The organism is Frankia sp. Mgl5, from assembly GCF_023242985.1.
In the GTDB taxonomy this organism is placed as follows: Bacteria; Actinomycetota; Actinomycetes; order Frankiales; family Frankiaceae; genus Parafrankia; species Parafrankia soli.
Genome location: NZ_JALKFY010000615.1, coordinates 14,264 through 35,101, shown reverse-complemented (window position 1 = coordinate 35,101; position 20,838 = coordinate 14,264). Strand labels below are relative to the sequence as shown.

The following is a 20,838-nucleotide window of genomic DNA, read 5'->3' as shown; positions in this document are numbered from 1 at the left end:
TACGACCATGACGGCCAAGAAGGAACGACCGCCCCGGGCTCTCATCGACGTCCGGGATCTCACCAAACGTTACGGGCCGACCCTCGCCGTGGACCGGCTCAGCTTTCGGGTCGAACCGGGTCGCGTGACCGGTTTCCTCGGTCCCAACGGGGCGGGCAAGTCGACCACCATGCGGATGATGCTCGGGCTCGACCGGCCGACGGGCGGCGAGGTGCTCATCAGCGGCCAGCCGTACGCGCAGATCCGGGAGCCGTTGCGGCACGTCGGTGCGCTCCTCGATCCGTCCGCCGTGCATCCAGGGCGGCGGGCTCGTGACCAGCTACTGGTCCTGGCCAGGAGCAACAGGATCCCGGACGCACGGGTGAACGAGATGCTCGACCGGGTGGGCCTGGCCGCCGCGGCCAGACGTCGGATCGGCCGATTCTCCCTGGGGATGCGCCAGCGGCTCGGGCTCGCGGCCGCACTGCTCGGTGATCCTCGGGTGGTCATCCTGGACGAGCCGCTCAACGGCCTCGACCCCGAAGGCATCCAGTGGGTCAGAAGCCTGCTCAAGGAGCTCGCCGAGGATGGGCGGGTGGTCCTGGCCTCCAGTCATCTCATGAACGAGATGGCGGTGACCGCCGACCATCTGATCGTGATCGGCAGGGGCCGTCTGCTGGCCGACGTCAGCATGACCGAGTTCAGCGCCCGGTACGGCCGCGGTCGGGTACGGCTGCGCACACCAAGACCCGAACAGCTGGGCAGGGCCCTGGCCGCCGAGGGGTTCGCCCTGACACCGACGAACAGCGGAACGTGGGAGGTACCTGACGCCCAGCCGGACCAGATCGGCGCGGTCGCCGCACGCGAAGGCGTGCCGCTTCAGGAGCTTGCGCTGCACAGCGACTCCCTGGAGGAGGCGTTCCTGCGCATGACCGCGCACTCCACCGAGTTCGCCGCCGCCGGACGGGAGGGCGCTCTGACATGACCTTGCAACCGGTGCTGTACTCGGAATGGACCAAAATCAGGTCCCTCCGATCCCTCGTCTGGTCGCTGGCACTGGCCGCCGTCATGCTCGTCGGCTTCGGTGCCCTCGCGTGCGGGGCCTACGGCGACGCAGAGGCCGCCGAAGCGGACTACGATCCGCTGGCGGTGGGTTTCTGGAGCTTGAACTTCGCCCAGATCGCGCTGGCTTTCTTCGCCATGCTGTCCCTCGGGGGCGAGTACGAGAAGGGCACCATTAGCACCTCGCTCACCGCCGTTCCCCAGCGAACCCGCTTCTACCTGGGCAAGCTCCTGACCACTGCGGGCCTGTCACTGGCCGTTGCTCTCCCCGCCGCACCGCTGACGTTCTTCCTGACCCAGGGTCTGCTGGACGAGCACGGGGTATCCCTCGGCGATCCCGGAGCGGTGCGCGGCGTGATTTCTCTGATCCTCTACTTTCCGCTGTTGACCCTACTGTGCATGGGCCTCACCGCGATGACCCGTTCCCTGGCCGCGACGTTGGGCCTGTTCCTGCCGTTCCTGTTCCTGCTGTCCCCGTTGAGCATGGAGGTTCCCAGCCTCTGGAAAATCACCCAGTTCCTACCCGACCGGGCCGGACAGTACGCGATCATGAACCTCCAGTCGGACCCCGACGTCTTCTACAACCCGTGGCTGGGCCTGATAATCATGACTTTCTGGACGGCAGCTGCGGTCTTCGGCGGCTGGCATGCGCTGCGCAGCCGTGATACGTGACCACCGGAGCGGACGACGCCAGCCTTGTCCTGACCCTGCCCACCGGTTGCCCGGCCAAAGTCCGCACGTCGGTCCCGCACCTGCACCGCCGACCGACAGCCTCTGCCCACGGCTGGCATCTCGACCAGGCGGGCAGAAGGCTGCGTCGTCTTACGACACGACCTACTGGCACGGTTTGGCGGCCCGAAGCGAGTACATGAGCGGCACCCGCGGGAGCCCTTCCCGCAGCCGGAAGCCATCCGATCCACGGACCAGCGAAGCGAACTGCCGGAACAGCGTCATGTCATGCTCGTGCAAGAAATCAATTCGCAGGCCGGCGCCAGCTACTGCTGAGATCACGCTGCCCAGCCGGTGCTCATACTGCACGGTGGTGTTTTTTCTCGTGGCAGCAGCCGGATCGGCATAGCTACCCGGGTCGGTCCATACGTGCGGACCTTCGTCAAAATAGTCAAAGGCCACCGTCCGACCCGTGGCGTCGTCCAGGGTGTGGGCGAACGGATGGAACTCGACGAGGTACAAGAACCCGCCAGGGGCGAGCAGCCGTTCCACGACCCGGGCCCACCGGGTCAAGTCCGGCAACCAACACAACGCCCCGAGCCCGGTATAGACGACATTGAACGTCTCACCGCCCAGTGCCTCCACCGCCTCGTACACGTCGGCCGCAACGAACCGGGCGCCCGCCTTGACCTCCGCGGCGATCGCCTGCGCTGCCTCGACTGCTGGGACAGAGAAGTCCAGACCCACCACGCTGGCCCCTCGCGCTGCCCAGGACAGGGAGTCCAACCCAATATGACACTGCAGGTGCACCAACCGCTTGCCCGATACGTCACCGACCTCAGTTACCTCGAAGGCGCGGAGCACGTCGGGATGGCGCACGAACCCCGCCACGTCATAAAACTCGCCGGACAGGTGAATCGGGACCCGCTCATCCCAGTGAGACCGGTTCAGCCCCCGCCAATCCAGCTCCTGATCAGTCACGACCCGACCCTACTGGCTGATGCCCTACACCCGTATCCACTCCCAGAGGCCCAACCGACACCGATCAGGGCGGTGTGACGGGTGAGCTCATCGTCAAGCCCGTCGCACCGCCCTGCCGGAGCCTCGGAACGCAGTCGGACCTCAGGCGCATGCTTGTCGGCTGAGGCGAGCCTCTGTTAGTGCTGGATCCAGAGTTCCTCGGGCTGAAGTGAGCCGAGGCCGTACTGAACGAGTCCGCCGACGTTCTTGCTCGAGAAGGCACTGGGTGCCGCCTGCGCGAGGAAGACCACCGGGGTCAGCTCGGCCAGTCGTTCCTGCAGTGTCCCGTAGGCGGATTCGCGCTCGGGCTCCGAAGTCGCGGTGCGCGCGGCCGCGAGGCTTTCGTTGAGTGCCGGGTCGTTGATGCCGGGCAGGTTCGCCGCCGAGCTCCCGTGGAAGGTCGTCCACAGCCGCGGTTCGGGGTCCTGGAAGAAGGCCGACGAGACGAGCACGTCGAAGTCGTGGGTGGTGCGCAGCGCGGCCAGCTCCGTGACCTCGATGGTCCTGATCTTGACGGTGACGTTCTTGAAGCTGCTGAGCTGGGCCTGGATGTTCTCCGCGATCGCCTTGCCGTCCGTCGTGGGGACGCTGGAGAAGACGAAGGACAGCGGTTTGCCGTCGGCGGCCAGCTCGTCGAGGAGCCGTTGCGCCCGTGCGCGGTCGGTTGTCGCCAGCGGCGTGTCCGAGTAGTAGGGAGATTCCTTACTGAACAGGGTGTCGACCGGATGGCCGGTTCCGTTGTAGACGGTCTGGTTGAGTGCGTCCCTGTCGATTGCCGCGGCGAGGGCCTGGCGGGCGCGGATGTCGTCGAAGGGTGCCCTGCGTGTGTTCAGCGCCATGAAGATGCCGCCGCCGGTCGGTATGAGGTTCGTCGGCAGGCCGGCCTGCTCGGCCTTGTCGAGGTTGACCCAGCTCGACTCGACGGCCGCGTCCGCGCCCCCGGTGAGCACCGTGTTGAAGCGCTGGCTGCTGTCGAGGGCCGCGCGGAGGGTGAGACGGTCGAGGTAGGGCTTGGGGGCGTCCCAGTAGCGGGGGTTCTTGACCAGTTCCATGGCGGCCTGGCGTGTCCAGCTCCGCAGGGTGAACGGTCCCGCGCCGATCGGGTTCGCGTCGAAGGCCTGCGGCCCCTTCTCCAGAGCCGCCGGTGAGGCGATCCAGTTCATGGACGAGGTGAGGACGGCCTGGGCGTACTTCGGCACCGGCGTGGCCATGGTGATCTTCAAGGTGGTGCCGTCGACCACGTCGGATGAGGCGATCATCGACGCCTCCGACCGGGAGACGGCAGCCGTCGCCGGGTTCTTGAGCCTGTCCCAGTTGAACTTCACGGCTTCGGCGTCCAGGGAGGTCCCGTCGGAGAACACCAGACCCGACCGCAGTTTCAGCTCGAATGTCGCCCCGGCGTCGGTGGTCTGGAACGACTCGGCCATCGAGTACCGTATTTTGCCGCCCGGGTCGGTCATCAGCGTCCCGTACAGCGCGTTGCCCACGACACCGGTGGTCGCGTAGGCGTTGCCGAGGGCCGCCGGGTCGAGGCTGCGCGGGTCGCTGAGGGTGAGGATTCTTCCCTCGCCACCGGCGACCGGTTCGCTGGAGGCACCCGAGGACGGGGCGGTGTCGCCACCTCCCCCGCAGGCGCCCAGGGCGAGCGTCGCGCAACAGACGGCAGCGGTGACGAGTAATCGTACTTTGGGGATCACAACGGACCTCTTGTCAACGTTCGAGACAGAAGAAAAGGGGCGGAATCGAGAAGACCTGGGTGCGCGCGGGTCCGGGCGGACGGCAGTGACATGGGGTGTTCCGGTGGAAGGCCGGCTGGTAGCCAGCGGGCGGCCACCTGCCGGTCGCAGTCAGTCCGACGCCGGAAGGGTTCTGGGTTTGACCAGTTCCAGGGGCACGCCGTCGAGTTCCAGCGCCCCGGTGCCCTGTCGGACGCAGAGGGCCTCAAAGGCGCCGTCCGGGGACCGGTACCGCTTACCGAGAAGAGTGCGATCCTCCTCCGGCTGGCCCGGCCGGGCGCCGTTGGCGTGGACGTCCTCTGCGGTCATGGGTTTCCCCCCGCAGGTGAGAACGCCACTTCCTCCCTTGGTCACGATCACCTCGGTCGTGCAGGTGACACTGTGCAGGCGGGTACCCGCCCTGAATTCCGTCACCGGGCCCGCCACTAGAGGATTTCCTGATCGCGCAGGTCGGAGATGTCGTCCCAGGTCAGGCCGAGCACGTTGATCAGGATTTCCTCGGTGTGCTCGCCGAACTCGGGCGCCTGGCGCTGGATGCGCGCCGGCGTCTCGGAGAGGGCGACCGGGAAACCGGGGACCCGGGTCTCGCCCAGCACGGGGTGGTCGAACGAGGTGATGTAGTTGTTGGCGATCGCCTGCGGGTCGTTCACGATGTCGGCGGTGGTGTTCACCGCGGTGATCGGCATGTCGCCGGTGGCGAGCAGCCGGCGCAGCCAGACATCCCGGGGTTCGGCTGCGAAGATCTCGTCGAGGAGGGCGACGCAGGCGCGGGCGTTCTCGCAGCGGCTGATGTGGTCGGTGAACCTGGGGTCACCGGCGAGCGGCTCGGGGTTGCCGAGCGCGTGGAGGAGGGTCGCCCAGTGCGGGTCGGACTGGACCATGGCCATCGCGATCAGCTTGCCGTCCGCGCACTGGTAGTAGTTCCACAGCGGGTTGCCCGGGTTCTCCCGTGACGGCGGTTCGTCGCCCAGGTGCTTGCGGAACGTCGAGGTGGCGACCCGTCCGTCCTGGGTCATGAGCTCGAGGGCGAGCGCCAGGCCGCGCAGGGCGAGCATGCTGCCGAACAGGGAGGTGTCGACCCGCTGGCCCACCCCGTGGCGCTCCCGCGCGAGGAGGGCGGCGAGCACGCCGTAGGCGAGCATGATGGCGCCCATCTGGTCGGCGAGGCCGCTGTCGGCGACGTTGACCTGGTCGGAGCCGGGTCTGAGCATCAGACCGGAGCGGGCCTGGCCGAGCAGGTCGTAGGCGCGGGCGGTTCGCTCGGGGCCGTTGGGCCCGTAGGCGCTGCCGGCGCCGTAGACGAGCATCGGGTTGTCGGCGCGCAGCGTCTCGTAGTCCAGCCCCAGCTTCTCCGCGACGGTGGGCCGGAAGTTCTGGATGAACACGTCGGAACGGGCGACCAGCTGGCGTACCAGCGCCACCCCCTCGGGTCGTTTCAGGTCGACGGCGAGGCTGCGCTTGTTGCGGTTGTTGACCTCGAAGTACGGAGAGGTGCCGGTGTCGGGGAAGGCGTACTGGGCCCGGCCCGAGTCACCGCCAAGCCGCTCCTCGATCTTGATGACGTCGGCGCCGAGGTCGCCGAGCATGGCGCCGGCCACCGGGCCGTGCTGCCAGATCGTCCAGTCGATGACGCGGATGCCTGTCAGCGGCCCGTCCGGCTTGCTCATGCCCGGCTCCAGATGCCCTGGCGGCGGTACTCGTCGGCTATCTTGCGCATCGTGGGCAGGTAGGTGGAGGCGAGCCGCATCGCGTGCTTGGGGTTGCCCGGGTCGATCTTCGAGTGAACCTTCGCGGGCGCGCCCACCGCGAAGCAGTACTCGGGGATCTCCACCTGCTCCAGCACGACGGACCCGGCGGCGATGGCACAGTGGGCGCCTACCCGCGACAGCGGCATCAGCGCCGCCGTGTTCCCGATCATGCAGTCGTGGCCGACGAAGGCCTCGATCGTGCAGTTGTGCCCGATCATCACGTTGTCCTCGATGTGCGTGCTGGTGTGCAGCACCGAGTTCTCCTCGATGTGGACGTTGTTGCCGATCCTGATCGGGGTGGTGTCCGACCGGATGACCACACCGGGCCAGATCGAGCACTCCTCGCCGATCTCGACGTCGCCGATGAGGGTGACGTTGTCGGCGACGAGCGCGGACGCCGCCACCTTCGGGCTCTTTCCGTTGAACGGTATGATGATCACTGGAGCTCCTCTGTCGAGGCCGAAGTTCGAAATCCCCGGACCGGGGCGACGCAAGTACCCGGGAGCGCAACGGGAAGCGACACCTTCCCGCGCCCTCTTGCCGTCGCCGGATGGCGGAAGGCAGCTGAAATTTGGCAGGGCTGAAGCCGGGATGGGTAAATTCGGGCGGCAGCGAGAGAAGGCAGCCCGAGAGAGGGCAGCCCAAAAAGGGGCCGGGGTCAAGGCGGCCGATGTGGAGCCTGGGCCGATTCAGGTGCGGCCTGGAGCCGGTCCCGGTCTCCGTCCGCGCGACCACGCGAGAATGTCTGGATTCCGTGCCGGTCGGCCCGCACCGGCGGTGTTCGGTGTTTTCCGGCGGATGGTCTCGAGCGCGCCAGGTGGCCCGGGTTCTCCGCCCGACCCGCGCCGGATCACCCGCGGCCTTCCATGAACCTGAGAGCAGTGGTGATCCGGGGGTAAGGCGGGATCACCTTGTCCGTCTGGACGCATACTGGCTCCACATGTCTGCGTGCCGTGCCACGGCCCGTGTCGCCGCAGGGAGGACGCGCGCCTCCGCCCGAGCCCCGACCTGGTTCGATCTTGTAGTTCAGCCCTGCTACCTGCGAACTTTCCAGCTATGACACTAGTGCAACAGCCGGGGGTGGTCAAGGTGGATGGTGTCGACAGGCGCCGCGGCACCCGAGGGCGGGGCGTCCGCGGTCGCAGGGCGACCGCCATCACCCGCCGGGTCAAGGGGCTAGAATCCTGATGCGTGCCGGAAACACCGACCCGCGAGCGCGATCCGAACGCGAAGCGCGTGCGCATCGCCGACGAGGCCCTCCGCCTGTTCCAAGCACAGGGATATACAGAGACGACGATCGACCAGATCGCTTCGGCAGCACGCGTCGGCCGCCGCACCGTCTTCCATCATTTCCCGACGAAAGAGGCCGTTCTCTTCGACCACCTCGTCGTGCGGCGCGAAACCGCGACCCAACGCCTGCGCGAAAGACCGGCCGATGAAGCGCCCCTGACGAGCCTGCACCTCCTGCTCCGGGAACTCGCCGAGCAGGGTTACGAACGGCGGCTGATCGAGCAGATCCGCTCCGTGGTCGCGACAGAGCCACAGCTCGCGGCGGAGCAGTTCTCGACGGGCAGTAGGGCGTTCGAGACGAGTCTGGCCGCGGTCCTGGAGAGCAGATGTGGCGGCACCATCCCGACACTCGAAATCCGCGCTCTCACAAAAATGGCGCTCGGCTGGTTCAGCACGGCCGCCCACATCTACCTCACCGAGGAACGGCCGTCCCTGCTGGAATGCTTCGACGACGTCGTCGCGATCTGCGCGCAGGCGAGCGTACGGGATCTCCGCTGACCGCGGGCTCGCCCTACGGCGGGCATGGCGTTCGCGCCGTCTCGCTCCGGCCTCAGCCCGAAAGACTCCCTTTCAGGGGCCGGCCAGGCTGGGAGCGAGAGCGAGGAGCTCGACGGCGAGCCGCTCGTCGCCCTCCATCCTCGTGGCCACCGCGTCCACCGTCGCGCGATCGCCGGCCAGCAGACAGAACGGAACGATCCCCGCGGTCACGGCACCCACGGTCACGGCACCCACGGTCACGGCCCCCGCGGTCAGCGGGCCCGACGCCGGGCCGGTCGTGCGCGCCAGATCCGCGGCGGGGCCAGGTTCCACCGGGCCGGCGCCGTTCTCCCACTCGTGCACACCGGAGGGGTCCAGCGACCAGGTACCGCCGCCCGGCCCGGTCAACGTCACGGTGAGCGCGGCCGGCCCGGCCGTCTCCACGACCGCCGTCCACGGGTCGGCCAGCAGGCGCAGCGCGAGATCAGCCATGGTGTGCAGTTCGTCCCCGCCCGGATCCGGTACGGCCAGACCCGCGGCCGCGGCGATGTCCCGGGTGTGGATCCACGTCTCGAACGCCCGGGCGGTCAGGTGGTCCGCCGGGGTGGTCGTCCAGCCGCCCGCCGTCACGGCTGACGGCCCCGAGGCCCGGGTCGCGTCGGCCACGGCCGCGCACACCAACCCCGCGCGTTCGAACCAGCGCAGCCGAACCTGCTCGACCGACCACTCCCGGGTGGCCGCCAGGACGGCCTCGGTGCGCGCCACCGGATCCTCGTCCGGCCGTCCCAGGTCGCCGGGCGCGTCGCTGCCGGTGCCGGTGTCGCTGCCGGCGCCATCGAGGGCGGCCAGCAACAGGCCGTCGACGGCGTACAGGTGCAGCACGAGCTCACGCACCGACCAGCCGGCCGCGGCCGGGCGCCCCCAGTGCTCCGGGGCGAGCTCGGCCAGCAGCCTGTCGAGCGCGGCAGCCCGGCTCCCGTGGGTCGGGGTCCGCGGTCCGCGCGGCCGGGCGGGGCCGGCCTGTGCCGCTGCCGTCAGGCCCGCGACGACCGTGCCGGGCGCGGCGGGCCGGGCGGCGAGCGCCGCGGCGAGGACGGCGTCGAGCGACCCGGGTCGGCCGGGCGTGAGGTCCATGTCGACGTCGGCGGCTGGCGCGTCAGGGGGCCCGGCGGCGGACCAGGCCGGCGGCGCGACGGTGAGGGCGAGCTGTGCCGCGTCGACGGAACAGCTCACGCACCGGCCGAGATGGGTCTCGATGGCGTCCGCCTCGGCGGCCGTGCACTCACCCACCACGTACGCGTCCAGCAGCGCCGTCACACAGTGTTCCGGTGTGGGCGCGGCCGTCGGGTCGACCGTCACGGGGCGGCTCCCAGGCGGGTGAGGGCCAGCGCGAGGGCTGACAGGGCCGCTCGCATGCGCGACTTCGCCGTCCCCTCCGGGATGGCGAGCCGAATGGCCACCTCACGGTAGGTCAACTCCCTGTAGTAGGCCAACTCCACCACCTCGCGCAGCTTCACGGGTAATGCGGCGACGGCGGCCCGCACGGCGTCGGCGTCCTCCCGCGCGAGGAAGTCGCGGTCGGCCGCCGGGCCGTCCGACTGCTCGGCGAGGGCTCGCGCGACCAGGTCGGTAGGGCGCCGGGCGATCTCCCGGCGGACCCAGTCGACGGCGCGCCGATGGGCGAGTACCGCGAGCCAGGTGCGCAGCTCCCCGCGGTCCGGGTCGAACCGGAGCGGATGCTGCCAGAACGCGACCAGCACCTCCTGGAGGACGTCCCGGGCCGCGTCGGCGTCACCGGTCACCCGCGTGGCGACGGCAAGCAGATAGCGGGCGTACCGCTCGTGGACGACGGCGAGCGCCGTGGGATCCCCGGCGACCAGACGGCCGTGCAGCTCGACGACCTCTCGCCGCGAAAGCGGCTGCCGGGCCGCGGCCGGCGTGGCAGGGGTAGGTGCGCCGCCGCCGGTGCCGGCCGCTGACGGCCGGCGCGTCACGGGTGCCGCACCGTCCTGTCCGTGCACGGTAGGCATTCTGCCACGAACACTGCGCCTCCTGGTAGGTGTCCGTGCACGCACCGGCACCGGCACCGGCCGGCCGCATCGCCCGCGGCACCACCCGACCGGATCCGCCCGAGGCGCAGGGCGGGCGCGACGAGGTCGCCGCGCCCGCCCGCCCCTCGCCTGTGGTGTCAGGTGAGCGGCATTACCCGAACGACCCGGATGGACGTGCTGGAAGTGCCGGCGGCGGGGAAGGCGACGCTGCCGTCGGGGTAGGCCTTGGCCTCGACGTAGGTGTGGTCCGGCACGGCGATCGTGAACTGGCCGCCCACGGTGCCGCCACTGGTGGTGTCGTACACCTGGGCGGTGGTCGAGGTTCCGGACTTCCAGGTCAGGAGCATCCTGCCGGTGCCGTAGCCGACCAGGTGCGAGTGTTGGGTCCGGTCGGCGGTGAGGACCGTCCGGTCGGACGCGCCCGTGGAGAAGTGCTCCAGCCGTACCTGGTTGCCGTTGCTCCACGCGGTCCAGTAGCCCGGGGTGCCGGCCAGCACGATGTCGCCGCCGAACAGCGTTCCGTCACAGACCCCGGGCACGACGGTCTGGCCGGTGCCGGGGCGGGCGATGCGGCAGTTGTTGTCCGTGGCGCAGACCATCGCGAAGTGGCCGGTGCGGGCGTCCCAGATGATGTGGGAGTCCCAGGCGTGGCTGCAGCCCCAGTCGAAGCTGTCGTGCCCGGAGACCAGCGCGCCGGTGGCGGCGTTGACCACCTGCATCCGGTCGCCCTCGTGGATGTCGACGCAGCCGCCGTTGGCCACGGTGATCGCCGCCTCGAAGTAGGCGGCGTAGTTGGTGCCGTCGTAGGCCAGGGTGCCGTGGTGGTTGTACCACCAGACGAACAGAGCCCCGGGGTCGTAGCCGCCGCGGCTGCTGCTCAGGTTGGTGACCTGACGCTCCCACAGCTGTCCGCCGGTGTTGTCGAGGCGGACCATCCACATGGTCCTGGTCGGGCTGGACGTCCCGCCGCACAGCGTCCCGCTGCCCTGCGGGCCGGGACGGGTCAGCAGGACCACGACACCGTCCGCATCGGCCTTGATGTCCTGCAGGTCGACCGCGTCGAGGGATGTGGGAGTACCGACCAGCTGGTCACCGCAGTCCAGCTTGCCGAGGCGCACCTTGGAGTCGGTGCCCAGCCAGGCCAGCCAGGATCCCCCGCCCGGCGCGGCGGCGATCGCGGTCGGCAACGGGTCCGTGTCGCCCTGCGGCGCGAAGCTGACCACCGGCGACCCCAGGCTGACCTCGGTGATCCTCGTCGCCGGCGAGGCTCCCGACGTCCGCCCGCAGTCACCGGACGTCGGGCCGGACGGGGACGTGGTCGGCGAAGGCGTCGGGGTCCCCGCCGGGGTGCCGGTCGGCGACGACGGCACGGTCGGCCGGACCGACGGCGAAGCGGTCGGAGTGCCCGCCGGAGTGCCGGACGGCGACGAGGGTGCGGTCGGGGGGACGGACGGCGAGGCGGTCGGGACGGCGCCGCCTCCGCCGCCCGGGCTGACCGGTACGCAGCCGGCGAACGTGGCGGCGGCCACCGCCACCAGCGCCGCGCTCCGGACTGCTCGTTTCAAGGACATGTGACCTCTCCGTCGAATCGGACCCCTCCCCCCGGAAAGTCGTTCCGCGGCTGTGAAGGGTTGCCGATTCGCAGAGGCTTTTTCATTTGGTTGATCCGTTGTGCTCGGTTGCGCACTATGTGTGCCGGACCGCCGGCACTTCTCACGAGTCAGCCACCCCGGTCGTACGCGACCACAGCTGTCCCTACCTGGGAGGACGCCAATTCCTTATCATCGCGGCCAGTCGCCACTCCCGTCACCCCCGACGACCGGCAGCACGCTGGAGCCCGGCTCCGGTGCCCAACAGGTGCCGGCCAGCCGGATTCATCCGTTCACGCATTTCAGAAGGTGTTCGAAAGGCTTGGCATGCCGGGCGATGTCAAGGGATTCAATGCATGGATGCCGCCCTTACGGTTCCGCGGTAGAAGCGGTGGTGGACGGAGCCCCAGCCGCTACCACGGCCGGCCTGGACCAGCTCAGCCAACCTCGACGACGACCTTGACCGCGCCCGACTCGCGGTCGCCCGCCACCCGGAAGGCCTCGGCCGCGTCCTCGAGCGGGAAGCGATGGGTGATGAGCGAGTCCGGGATCTCGGGGCGCGCCGCGAGCATCTCGGCGGCCTGAAGCATCTCCCGCCGGCCGGCGTGCCCGCAGTACCCCATCGACGCGACCAGCGTGACCTCCTTGGTCAGCAACGACGAGTACGGCACGTCGATACCGCCCTGGTGGACGCCCAGGAGCGAGACGGTGCCGCCTGGCTTCACCAGCTCGACGCTGCGCCGCAGGGAGCTGGGCGACCCCGCGGCCTCGATCACCACGTCGTAGCGCTCGCCCGCCCTGGGCTCCCCGACGCCCATCCGCTCGCGGATCGCGTGCTGGTGGGGGTAGCGGGCTTCCATGACGACCTCGGCAGCGCCCTGGGTCTGGGCCGCGACGGCCGCCAGCTGGCCGATCGAACCGCCGCCGACGACGGCGACGGTCCGGCCCGGCGCGGTCCCGCCGACGCGGGCGCCGTGCCAGGCGACCGCGGCGGGCTCGGCCAGCGAGGCGTTCGAGACGTCAAGCCCGGCCGGTATCTCGAGGACCTTGTGGGTCGGCACCCGGAACTGCTCCACCATGCCGCCGTTCTGCATGATGCCGAGAGCCTTCCTGGTGGACTGGTCGCAGAGGTTGTTCCGGCCCTCCCGGCAGAAGTCGCACCTCCCGCACCCGAACTGCCCCTCCACCAGGACGGGCGTCCCGTCCGCCTTCCGCCCGGCGAGCTCGTGGCCGAGGATGAACCGGGTGCCGAGCCGCAGGTAGTTGAGGTCCGAGGCGCAGATCCCGGCCACGGCCATGTTCAGCAGCTCGCCCTCGTCCCAGCCGGGCGGCTCGGCGACGTCGATGACCACCGGGCGTCCCTCATGTCCCCGAACCGCCTTCATCGCCGTCCTCTCCTCCGTGGTGCGTTGTGATTCTGCTCCACTTCCAGCTCCGCGGTCGCCTCGGTCACTGTCCGGAAAGCAGGAACGACCCGCTGTCGAACGAGGCGTGCACACCGCCGTCGATCAGGACGTCGGTCCACCATGGGGGTGTCGATGGTGCCGGGCGACACCGAGCAGACCCGGGCACCGACCGGGCCAAGCCGGACGGCCTCGTGCTTGACCAGGCGGCGGATATCCGGCCGCGCCGATGACGTGGGCAAGCAGGGCACCGGACGGCGCCCCGCCATCGCAGATACTCCTGATATCCATGCGCTGTTCCGGTCCGCGCCCGCTCGGGGCGGAGAGTCAGCGGAGCGCGGTGGTGTCGGGCACTCGGACGTCGAGGATCGCCATGATCACGTCGAAGTCGCTGATCTTCGCGGGGGTGAACGTGGAGGTCGGTTCGCCGTCGTTTATTTCCCTGAAGGAATCCCAGCCCATGCCCTTCGCCGCGCGACCCATGATGATCTTTCGGCATTCATGGACCTCGTCCTGCAGGCCGAGAACAGTGTAGATCCAGATCGCTCGCAGCAGACGGGCCAGAATTTCCTTCGATGTATGAGGTGATTTCACCGGCCGGCTGGTCTGCCAGTATGCCTCGGCGAGCGGAAGCGAGACCAGTGGCCACTCGCCCCTGGCCGCGTCGACCGCCTCCTCGAAGTGCTTCAGCGGTCCGTCCTCCTCCGTGGGATGCAGGCCGCGGGCAGCCGCGTTCCGGCCGAGATTCACGAGGGCGGCGATCCGGAGTCCGGCGAGGTGACGTTCCCCAGCCACCGCCTCGAGCGCCCACTCGAAATGCCCCTTGGCCTCTTCGGGCTTCGCCATCGCACCTAGGGTGGAAAGCGCCAGGAACCTGATTCGGGCTTCGACATCTGGCTGCTGGACCAGCCGCAGCAGTTTGCGGTACGCGTCGTCCCAGAACGTTCTGCCGCGTGCGAACGACCCCATCCCGATCTCCAGGTCGCACCGGGCGCGGAGAGCGCGGTCCCGGCCGGCGTTCTGGTGGACCTCGACCAGGAGTGGCCGTGCCTCCTGGACGTCGTCGAGGAGACGGAGCACGACCGCCTTCGCCAGCCGCAGCCGCTGCCCGTCCGGGGACAGGGGTTCGATCAGCCCGAGCCGGTCCACCTCGTCTATGGCCCGGCGAAGGGGACGCAGATCATTGCGGTAGAGCCTGGACGACGTCAGGGTGCTCCTGGCGTGGATTCCGCCGCGGGAACTGTTGGGGTCGATGGCGCCACGGATGTCGGTGGCGTCGGAGAGATCGGCGATGGTGTCGGAGTCCACCAGCCGCATGGTCTCCTCGACCGCGCGCACGGCGGTCTGTCGGGGCCGGCCGGTACGCCGCCGCTGTGGTAGTTGCTCTTCCGAAAACTCGGCGTAGGCGAGCTCGAACCCGGTGAGAGCGGCCACGAGGCTGTCCCGCCTGTCGCGGGCGAGCCGGTTCGCCTCCCTCAGATGCTGGACGGCCTGGGAGGTCGAGGTCGTACCGTGATGCTCCAGCTTCTCCTGGGCGAGCTGGCGCAGGGTCGCCACCCGTTCCGCCGTCACGGCGTTCGCCCTTTCGAGCTCGTCAGCCCGCTCCTGGTAACGGCGGACGAGATCCTCCGGGCTCCCGGGAAACTCCACAGGCGTCAGGACCGCGGACTCACGCTCGTCCCACGTGTCGGCCAGCTCCGCCAGCAGCGTCGTTCTGGCTGTCTCCTCGTCGAGTTTGACCAGGCTCACCGGTTGGATCTCGGCGAACGGTGCCGTCTCCGGGGCGTGGGAGGAGATGAGGACGGGCAGGAGGCTCCATCGGCTGGAGCCACGGTCGGCCGGGTCCGCCCTGGTGTAACGGCTGGCGGCCCACCGCCAGGTGGCCCGGCCGAAGTCGGATTCGACGTATCTGGGGCTGAGCAGGATCAGCACACAGAGTTTCCCGCCGTCGATGTCCGTGCCCGGATCGCCGCCGGCGTCCCGGAGCCGGTCGTCGAGGAAGCCCGTCCCGTCCCGGCTCGCGTTGTGCTGCCGTACCCGCGCGGAGATCCGGCACAGCTGTTCGTACACCCAGGCCGCCCAGAGCGGATCCCGGCCGCCTTCGGCGTAGCTGATCACGAACTCGTCGTACTGCAGCTTGCGCGCGGGACGGTCGAAGCCCGCCACCATTTTCGCCCATGCCGTCCGCGACGGCGGGTTCAGGCGGATTGTGTCATCCCGCCCGATGTTCTGGGCGAGAAATTCGCAGGCCCGCTGCAGACGATCCCGGTCGATTCCGTGCGGCGGACCCTCCTGGAACGCATACCGCGGGGTGTGCGGCAACGCCACCTGCTCCCAGTACTTCTGCGTGCCGCCCAGGATTCTGGGCCCTATCAACGGCTGACGCGGCAGCGTCGTGGAGACCTCCTCGAACTCCTCCCACGGCAGTTCGAACACCCGCTGGTAGCGGTCCTTTGCCTTTCCCGCCGCCGCCCGCGCGGAGGTCTCGATCCGTGACGGCAACGGCAGGATTCTCAGTTCACGCCGCTCACGGGCGCCCGCCGCACGGGCCTGGGCGGCGACCCGTGCGGTGTTGATGATGCCCTGCTCGTTCATACCGAAACAGGCGACCATGACATCGGGGAGAACCTGCGTGCAGGTGGCCGACACATCCCCCATGCCCGTCCGCGAATCCACCAGGACGAAATCGTAGTAGTCCGTCCATCTGGACTTGAGGGTTCGGAAGAAGCGGTGCCCGGCGAACTTCGTGTACAGCTCGTTCCAGTCCAGGAGCGCCAGCTTTGCGGCGTATTCAGCGTCGAGGCGGCCGGATCGCATGAGGTCGACCGAGCCACCGGGCTGGAAAACGTCGTCGATGTCCAGCTCCTCGACGAACGAGGCCCAGCTGGTGCAGTCCCTCAACCGCTGCTTCATTGGGTCGGAATCAGCCTCGCCGCCGGGCGAATCCCTGGTGAGCTCGGCGCGGGTCGCATCCAGATCCACCCTGGTGATTCGCTCCCGGACCCACTCCCGCAGGTCGGGATCGGCCAGCTCCGCGCGCGCCTGCTCGGCGGTCGACGGGTCCGCCCAGTCCTCCCCGGACCAGTCCGGGTGGGCGGCGAGCGGCTGCCATGAATGACGTTCCAGGTACCGCGCCAGTGCGTCCGCGTCGAGGCGGTCGCGGTAGTCGATGACGAGATCCACGAGACCGGGCCTGGTCCGCATCCCCTTGACGGCCGCGGCCGGCCAGAAGTAGTTCTCCAGGCCGGGGGCCTCCAGATCCCAGTCGACGACGAGGACCTTTTTCCCGGCCGAGGCGAGGATCCAGGCTACCCAGGCGAGTGCGAGAGAACGCCCGACGCCGCCCTTGTACGAGTAGAAGGTGACCACCGTGCCGGGCATCTCAGGTGCCCAGATCGTAGGGGTTGGTCACCAGCGGCCCGCCGTCGCCGCCCGACCCGTCGGGCCAGTGGTGCTCCACACTGCGCCGGACAGCGGCGACGATCTCAGTCGTCGCCCGCACGCACTCGAATATGTAGCGAGGGTCGCTGCGGGCGGCTCCGGCGGCACCGGCGGCACCGGCGGAATCCGCGGCGCTCGCGGCACTTGCGACACTTGCGACACTTGCGGCGCTCTGCACGCTCACGGCGCCCGTGGTGCTCTCGGTCCCGGCGACAGCTTCGGGCAGTGGAGAAATCACGACCCTTTTTCGAGCCTGCGTCGACTGAATTGTAGATATCATCCAGATTCGAGCCCCGATAGGATCCGTGCGGTCGAACAAAGCGATCATCGGCGTCCCCTTTCGCCTGATCGATCTCACTGTCGCAGCACTCCATTCCTCGAAGGCGGGTAGCGGCTCGCCGATCACCTCTACGTTCAGCATGTGAAGTGCCCAGCTCAGACCGAGCGCCGGGTAGCTCGTCATCGCGTCCCAGTGGGTCATCGGATGCCCCGAGGAGGCCGCGCGCCTGTGGAACGGGTCCCACTCGTCGACGGACTCATGATACGCGCCCTCATCCGGGACCGACCGTCCGTTCAGCTGCTCTTTCTTGGCCACCGCATATACCAGATGGCACTTCAGGATGTCGTCCCTGCCGAACTGGCCCGGCTCGAACGCAAAGTTCCGCCCGTCCATCCTCAGCTGCGGACTTCGCGGCTGCCAGTCCCTCGAGGCTTTTGCCTTGTGCACTTTCTTGATCTGCTCGGCGAGATGCTGGACGGCCATCGGGTACGCTCCGAAATCCCGATTCTCGATCAGGTCATCAAAGAGGCCCCTCTTCGTGGTGTGCGGGTTACCGTCGATCGTGAGCTGGTAAGCCTTGACGATCGGCGGTATATAGCTCATCCGCTTCCACCAGACAGGGATGATCCGGGACGGCCGCTTGTCGCCGTACCTCACCGCCTCGAACAGACGGCGACGGAACAGCCCCCACTCCTCGGCACAGGCCGCGGACTGGAAATAGCTCTCGGTGCAGATGGGGATGAAGAAATCGCACGTGTTGAGCTCGTTCTCGATGTCCGACTTCCAGTCGGCCCCCGGCGTGAGATCCCGGTCGAGAAAAACCTCGACCGGTTCCCCACCTATCTGCTGATCGAGCTCGTTCTGCAGATCCTGCCGGAAGATTGTAATGTGCTTGCGCCGGTCGTTCTTCCGGGCATAGCTGATGAAAACTTTCAGCGTCATGCCCGGTTCACCTCCCCGACCCGCGATCCGCCCGGCGGCGGGGCCACCGGTTCCGTGGCGGGATCCGGTTCCCCATCCACCGCGGGCGCAGGCCCGGTGCCGGGCTCAACGGCTTGAGCCGTCGACTCAACGGCTTGAGCCGTCGGCTGGACCGCCGCGGATGGTGCGCCGTCCCCGCCTACCGCGTGCCTGTCCGCGTTCGCCCGGTCGGCCGGGTTGACGTCCGGCTCGGCTGGTTCCCAGGTGTCCATCACCGCGAGGTCGAAGGCGTTCTCGGCGCGGTGCAGGACCGTGAGCCCCACCGGGAAGGTGAGCTCGCGCTGGCCCGGCCGACGGATCCGGATATCCGTCGATTCCGGATCCTCCACCCGCCGGATGACGAAGTCAGGCTCGGCACCGTCGGCCGGTCGCGCCAACTGGGGCGGCGAATCGGGCCTGGGTAGCCGGAGGGCCAGTCGGGCGCCGTCCGACTCCTCCGCGTCGAGGTAGTCGACGGGCGTTCCGTGGTCGTACAGGTACACGGTCAGGCCGAGCACCCCCCGCGGCTCGGGCGACGCGGGGGTACCGGGCGGCACCGGCTGATCACTGGGTATGTCCGACGGATCCGCGACGTCCCTGTCGGGCCTGCCCTCCATGCTCCTCCGTTTCCTGGAGCTGCCCCACGCCATCAGACCCCCGGAGACGATGGCGGCGAACAGGGCAGCTGATACCAGCGCGACGATCAGACGCACCCATCCGGATGTGCCGCCGGTCGGTGCCGGGCGCACGGTGATGTCGAAGTCACCGATGGCCATCCCCATGTTCGGCGGGGCGTTGAGGTTGGTCACCGCGACGCTGCCGCGCAGCGGCCCCGGCCGTGCCGACGAGTCCACGCGCAGGGTGAAGCGCACGGTGGTACCGGTACCGGTACCGGAGCCGCCGCCGGCCGGCGGCGGCTGGATCCGGGCCGGGCTCACCGTCACTCCCGGATCCTGGTCGAGCAGTGCGATGCCGAGTAGCGGCAGCCTGCCGGTTCCCAGGGCGTGGATGGTGATCTCACCGCTGATCTCGCCGCCCGCGACGACGGATCCCGCCGGAGGGCGGATGCGGATATGCGGGCCGGCGGCGCCGACTCCGCCGGCGGATCCGCTGACGGCACTCATGAACGTCCACTCGCCGCATACCTGGCGGGCGCAGAGCGCCTGCCCGAAACTCGTACCGCCGAGCCGCGCGACGAAGATGACGCGTTCGGAGGCGTCCTTCGGGACGGCCACGGAACCGCTGAACACGCCGTCACCGCGGCCGCTCTCAGTCCCGCTTCCGCCCCCGTTCCCGGCCCCGTTCCCGGCCCCGCCGCCACGCTCGGCCCCTGGGACGTCCTGCTTCCCGCCGTCGTCCCTGAGGATGCCGGCGGGGATCCCGTCGGCCGGGTTCTGCCCCGGCCGCAGTGTCGTCACGTCGACCCGCAGGCCGGCCGTGCCTGCCGCGTCGGCGAAGGCGTCCCGGCGGCCGAACAGGCGCAGGTGCGCGCTGGCCTGCGAACCCGGGTACGGCGCCGGCCCATCGATCTCAAGGTTCCCGAGCAGCCGCCAGACCGGGACGACCGTGATCACCCCGCCGGGTTCGCCGGGGGCCGGTTCGGCCTTCACGACCCAGGTGCCGGGCGGCGGATTGACGATCCGCAGGGATTCCACCCATCCGGAGCCTCCACGCCGGACATAACTGCTGCCCGCCTCGTCGAAGTCGCGCGGGAGGGGCACGTCCTTGTCTCCGACGCCGCCCGGGCCCGGGGGGTGGAACGTGAGCCGGGTGCCCTGGCTCGGTTTGAGGACGGTGATCGCCGCATCGGCGACGCCGGCGGGTATGACCACGCCGACCTCGGACCCGAGGTCGAGACCGTACGACTTCACCGGGCCGGCGAACTCGCAGCGCAGCAGGCCGAGCGTGGTCAGCAGCGGCCCGGTCAGATCGGCGGACGTGGCCAGCGGCACGACCCGCTCCGTAGCCGGATCGTAGCCCGGGCACGGCGTGGGTGGCGGACTGGCGTCGCGTGCCAGCGTGGCCAGGTCGACCGTGTGGCCGGTGGGATCGGTGATGTTCGGCTTCGCCCCGAAGCCGAACGGCCAGATCTCGATGCCGGCTTTCCTGGCCGCGGGGAGGATCTCATCACGGATCTGGCCGCTCTCGGACCGGTCGGTGGACGAGCCCCCGCTCGAGTCGGTTCCGGCCGTGCTGAGCTGGCCGTCGGTAAGAATGAAAATCACTTTCCGGGCTGGGCCGGAGCCGGTGGCAGGCGCGGACAGAAGCGTGTCGAAGCCCGATTTCAGGGCGGCGACGTAGTCGGTGTCCTGGCCCTGGCCGGCGGTGCGCCGCATGATCCCGGAGAGGCAGCCGCTGATGCGGTCCCGGTCGTCCGGGTCGTCCACCGGGGCGAGCGGGCAGAGGGTCTCGGCGGCTGGTCTCGCCGTGCTACTCCCGGACGGCCCCATGCTGGCGAACGCGGTCACCGCGATCCTGGTGCGGGTCGACAGGTCGGTTGCGGCGATCACGCCGGCGGCACGCGCCTCCAGGGCGATCGTGGGCTCGTCGAGCGAGCGGGACACATCGACCAGGATCACCGCGTCCATCGCTCCGCCGTCGGCGGCACCGGCCGAGCCGGGCAGCGGCACCGCCTCCGGCATCGGGCTCGTCGCCGCCTGGGCGCCGCCCACGAAAGCTGCCGTCCGGGCCTGAATCACCGGCGCGGCCGGCAGCACTTCCCGCGCGCCCGTGGCCGACGTTCCGACGGCCACGGGAACGACAAACACGCAGGTCAGAAGGCCTATCAAGTACTTCTCTAACGCCCGGCGCGGATGGCCGAGCCCCCCCGTACGCAATGGACCCCCCGAAAATCTCGTCCATCAAGTTATGCACCATACCGGATGGCATGACGTTAAACACGAGTACGGAGCGACCTGCATCCGCGAACCCCGGGCGACAAACCACTGCTCCATCTGCGCTCCACAGAGGAACTACACAGGTAATGCCAGCAAAGGGCAGGCCACGTGGTCACGCACACGCTGGACCATCGTTCCTGGGCGCGCCTGGCCGAGAAACACTCATTCGACGGTTTCGTCTAGGCGGCACGGTCCGCTCCGCCGCTACTCCCGCACAGCGACAAACCTCTGGTAGC

At 69.3% G+C, this 20,838-nt stretch carries 16 protein-coding genes; 4 read left to right on the top strand and 12 right to left on the bottom strand.

The features are described 5' to 3' along the window. Positions 1-7: 7 nt before the first annotated feature. Both MXD62_RS14705 and MXD62_RS14700 read left to right on the top strand, forming a co-directional pair. Entirely contained in the window at positions 8-964 is a 957-nt protein-coding gene (locus MXD62_RS14705) for an ABC transporter ATP-binding protein (RefSeq protein WP_248829823.1), read from the top strand. Continuing rightward, positions 961-1,713 (top strand): ABC transporter permease, encoded by a 753-nt coding sequence (locus tag MXD62_RS14700; RefSeq protein WP_248829822.1) that lies wholly within the window; start codon positions 961-963, stop codon positions 1,711-1,713. The genes MXD62_RS14705 and MXD62_RS14700 overlap by 4 nt, the downstream gene beginning before the upstream one ends. A 162-nt stretch (positions 1,714-1,875) precedes the next feature. Here the strand turns inward: MXD62_RS14700 and MXD62_RS14695 are convergent, their stop codons facing one another. The 5 genes from MXD62_RS14695 to MXD62_RS14675 form a co-directional block, all read right to left on the bottom strand. Further along, positions 1,876-2,691, bottom strand: coding sequence for a methyltransferase (locus MXD62_RS14695; protein WP_248829821.1), 816 nt, complete (start codon positions 2,689-2,691; stop codon positions 1,876-1,878). Positions 2,692-2,867: 176 nt separating this feature from the next. Continuing rightward, positions 2,868-4,427: an ABC transporter substrate-binding protein gene (locus MXD62_RS14690; protein WP_248829820.1), complete on the bottom strand. Its 1,560-nt coding sequence runs from the start codon at positions 4,425-4,427 to the stop codon at positions 2,868-2,870. A gap of 150 nt (positions 4,428-4,577) precedes the next feature. Next, positions 4,578-4,775: a hypothetical protein gene (locus tag MXD62_RS14685; RefSeq protein WP_248829819.1), complete on the bottom strand. Its 198-nt coding sequence runs from the start codon at positions 4,773-4,775 to the stop codon at positions 4,578-4,580. Positions 4,776-4,891: 116 nt separating this feature from the next. Next, positions 4,892-6,133, bottom strand: coding sequence for a CaiB/BaiF CoA-transferase family protein (locus MXD62_RS14680; RefSeq protein WP_248829818.1), 1,242 nt, complete (start codon positions 6,131-6,133; stop codon positions 4,892-4,894). Further along, positions 6,130-6,654 (bottom strand): gamma carbonic anhydrase family protein, encoded by a 525-nt coding sequence (locus MXD62_RS14675; RefSeq protein WP_020463771.1) that lies wholly within the window; start codon positions 6,652-6,654, stop codon positions 6,130-6,132. Before MXD62_RS14675 ends, MXD62_RS14680 begins: the two co-directional genes overlap by 4 nt. Before the next feature lie 751 nt (positions 6,655-7,405). On the opposite strand from MXD62_RS14675, the gene MXD62_RS14670 reads away from it, so the two are divergent. Further along, positions 7,406-8,002, top strand: coding sequence for a TetR/AcrR family transcriptional regulator (locus tag MXD62_RS14670; RefSeq protein ID WP_248829817.1), 597 nt, complete (start codon positions 7,406-7,408; stop codon positions 8,000-8,002). Between the two features lie 72 nt (positions 8,003-8,074). Here MXD62_RS14670 and MXD62_RS14665 read toward each other — a convergent pair whose 3' ends face one another. From MXD62_RS14665 to MXD62_RS14655, 3 genes are all read right to left on the bottom strand, one after another. Then, positions 8,075-9,340 (bottom strand): maleylpyruvate isomerase N-terminal domain-containing protein, encoded by a 1,266-nt coding sequence (locus MXD62_RS14665; protein ID WP_248829816.1) that lies wholly within the window; start codon positions 9,338-9,340, stop codon positions 8,075-8,077. Beyond that, positions 9,337-10,011, bottom strand: a complete 675-nt coding sequence (locus tag MXD62_RS14660; RefSeq protein WP_251081709.1) for a sigma-70 family RNA polymerase sigma factor — start codon at positions 10,009-10,011, stop codon at positions 9,337-9,339. Before MXD62_RS14660 ends, MXD62_RS14665 begins: the two co-directional genes overlap by 4 nt. Before the next feature lie 158 nt (positions 10,012-10,169). After that, a complete protein-coding gene (locus MXD62_RS14655) occupies positions 10,170-11,255 on the bottom strand; it encodes a hypothetical protein (RefSeq protein ID WP_248829814.1) in 1,086 nt (361 codons plus the stop codon). On the opposite strand from MXD62_RS14655, the gene MXD62_RS14650 reads away from it, so the two are divergent. Then, complete coding sequence (locus MXD62_RS14650) at positions 11,227-11,607, top strand: hypothetical protein (protein ID WP_248829813.1); 381 nt, start codon at positions 11,227-11,229, stop codon at positions 11,605-11,607. The genes MXD62_RS14655 and MXD62_RS14650 overlap by 29 nt on opposite strands. A 451-nt stretch (positions 11,608-12,058) precedes the next feature. On the opposite strand, the gene MXD62_RS14645 is transcribed toward MXD62_RS14650, so the two are convergent. The 4 genes from MXD62_RS14645 to MXD62_RS14630 form a co-directional block, all read right to left on the bottom strand. After that, the gene (locus MXD62_RS14645; protein WP_248829812.1) at positions 12,059-13,006 is read right to left on the bottom strand and encodes a zinc-binding dehydrogenase; all 948 of its coding nucleotides are present in this window, start codon (positions 13,004-13,006) and stop codon (positions 12,059-12,061) included. A 345-nt stretch (positions 13,007-13,351) separates the two neighbouring features. Next, a complete protein-coding gene (locus tag MXD62_RS14640) occupies positions 13,352-16,405 on the bottom strand; it encodes a hypothetical protein (protein WP_248829811.1) in 3,054 nt (1,017 codons plus the stop codon). 1 nt (position 16,406) lies between these two features. After that, the gene (locus MXD62_RS14635; RefSeq protein ID WP_248829810.1) at positions 16,407-17,687 is read right to left on the bottom strand and encodes a toll/interleukin-1 receptor domain-containing protein; all 1,281 of its coding nucleotides are present in this window, start codon (positions 17,685-17,687) and stop codon (positions 16,407-16,409) included. Next, on the bottom strand, positions 17,684-20,377 hold the full coding sequence (locus MXD62_RS14630; RefSeq protein WP_248829809.1) for a vWA domain-containing protein: 2,694 nt from the start codon (positions 20,375-20,377) through the stop codon (positions 17,684-17,686). The genes MXD62_RS14635 and MXD62_RS14630 overlap by 4 nt, the downstream gene beginning before the upstream one ends. Positions 20,378-20,838 lie beyond the last annotated feature (461 nt).

Bases quoted from the DNA above. Each gene is read 5' to 3' on its own strand.
- MXD62_RS14705 (WP_248829823.1), top strand. From the start codon at position 8: ATGACGGCCAAGAAGGAACGACCGCCCCGGGCTCTCATCGACGTCCGG.
- MXD62_RS14700 (WP_248829822.1), top strand. From the start codon at position 961: ATGACCTTGCAACCGGTGCTGTACTCGGAATGGACCAAAATCAGGTCC.
- MXD62_RS14685 (WP_248829819.1), bottom strand. From the start codon at position 4,775: ATGACCGCAGAGGACGTCCACGCCAACGGCGCCCGGCCGGGCCAGCCG.
- MXD62_RS14680 (WP_248829818.1), bottom strand. From the start codon at position 6,133: ATGAGCAAGCCGGACGGGCCGCTGACAGGCATCCGCGTCATCGACTGG.
- MXD62_RS14660 (WP_251081709.1), bottom strand. From the start codon at position 10,011: ATGCCTACCGTGCACGGACAGGACGGTGCGGCACCCGTGACGCGCCGG.
- MXD62_RS14645 (WP_248829812.1), bottom strand. From the start codon at position 13,006: ATGAAGGCGGTTCGGGGACATGAGGGACGCCCGGTGGTCATCGACGTC.
- MXD62_RS14640 (WP_248829811.1), bottom strand. From the start codon at position 16,405: ATGCCCGGCACGGTGGTCACCTTCTACTCGTACAAGGGCGGCGTCGGG.
- MXD62_RS14635 (WP_248829810.1), bottom strand. From the start codon at position 17,687: ATGACGCTGAAAGTTTTCATCAGCTATGCCCGGAAGAACGACCGGCGC.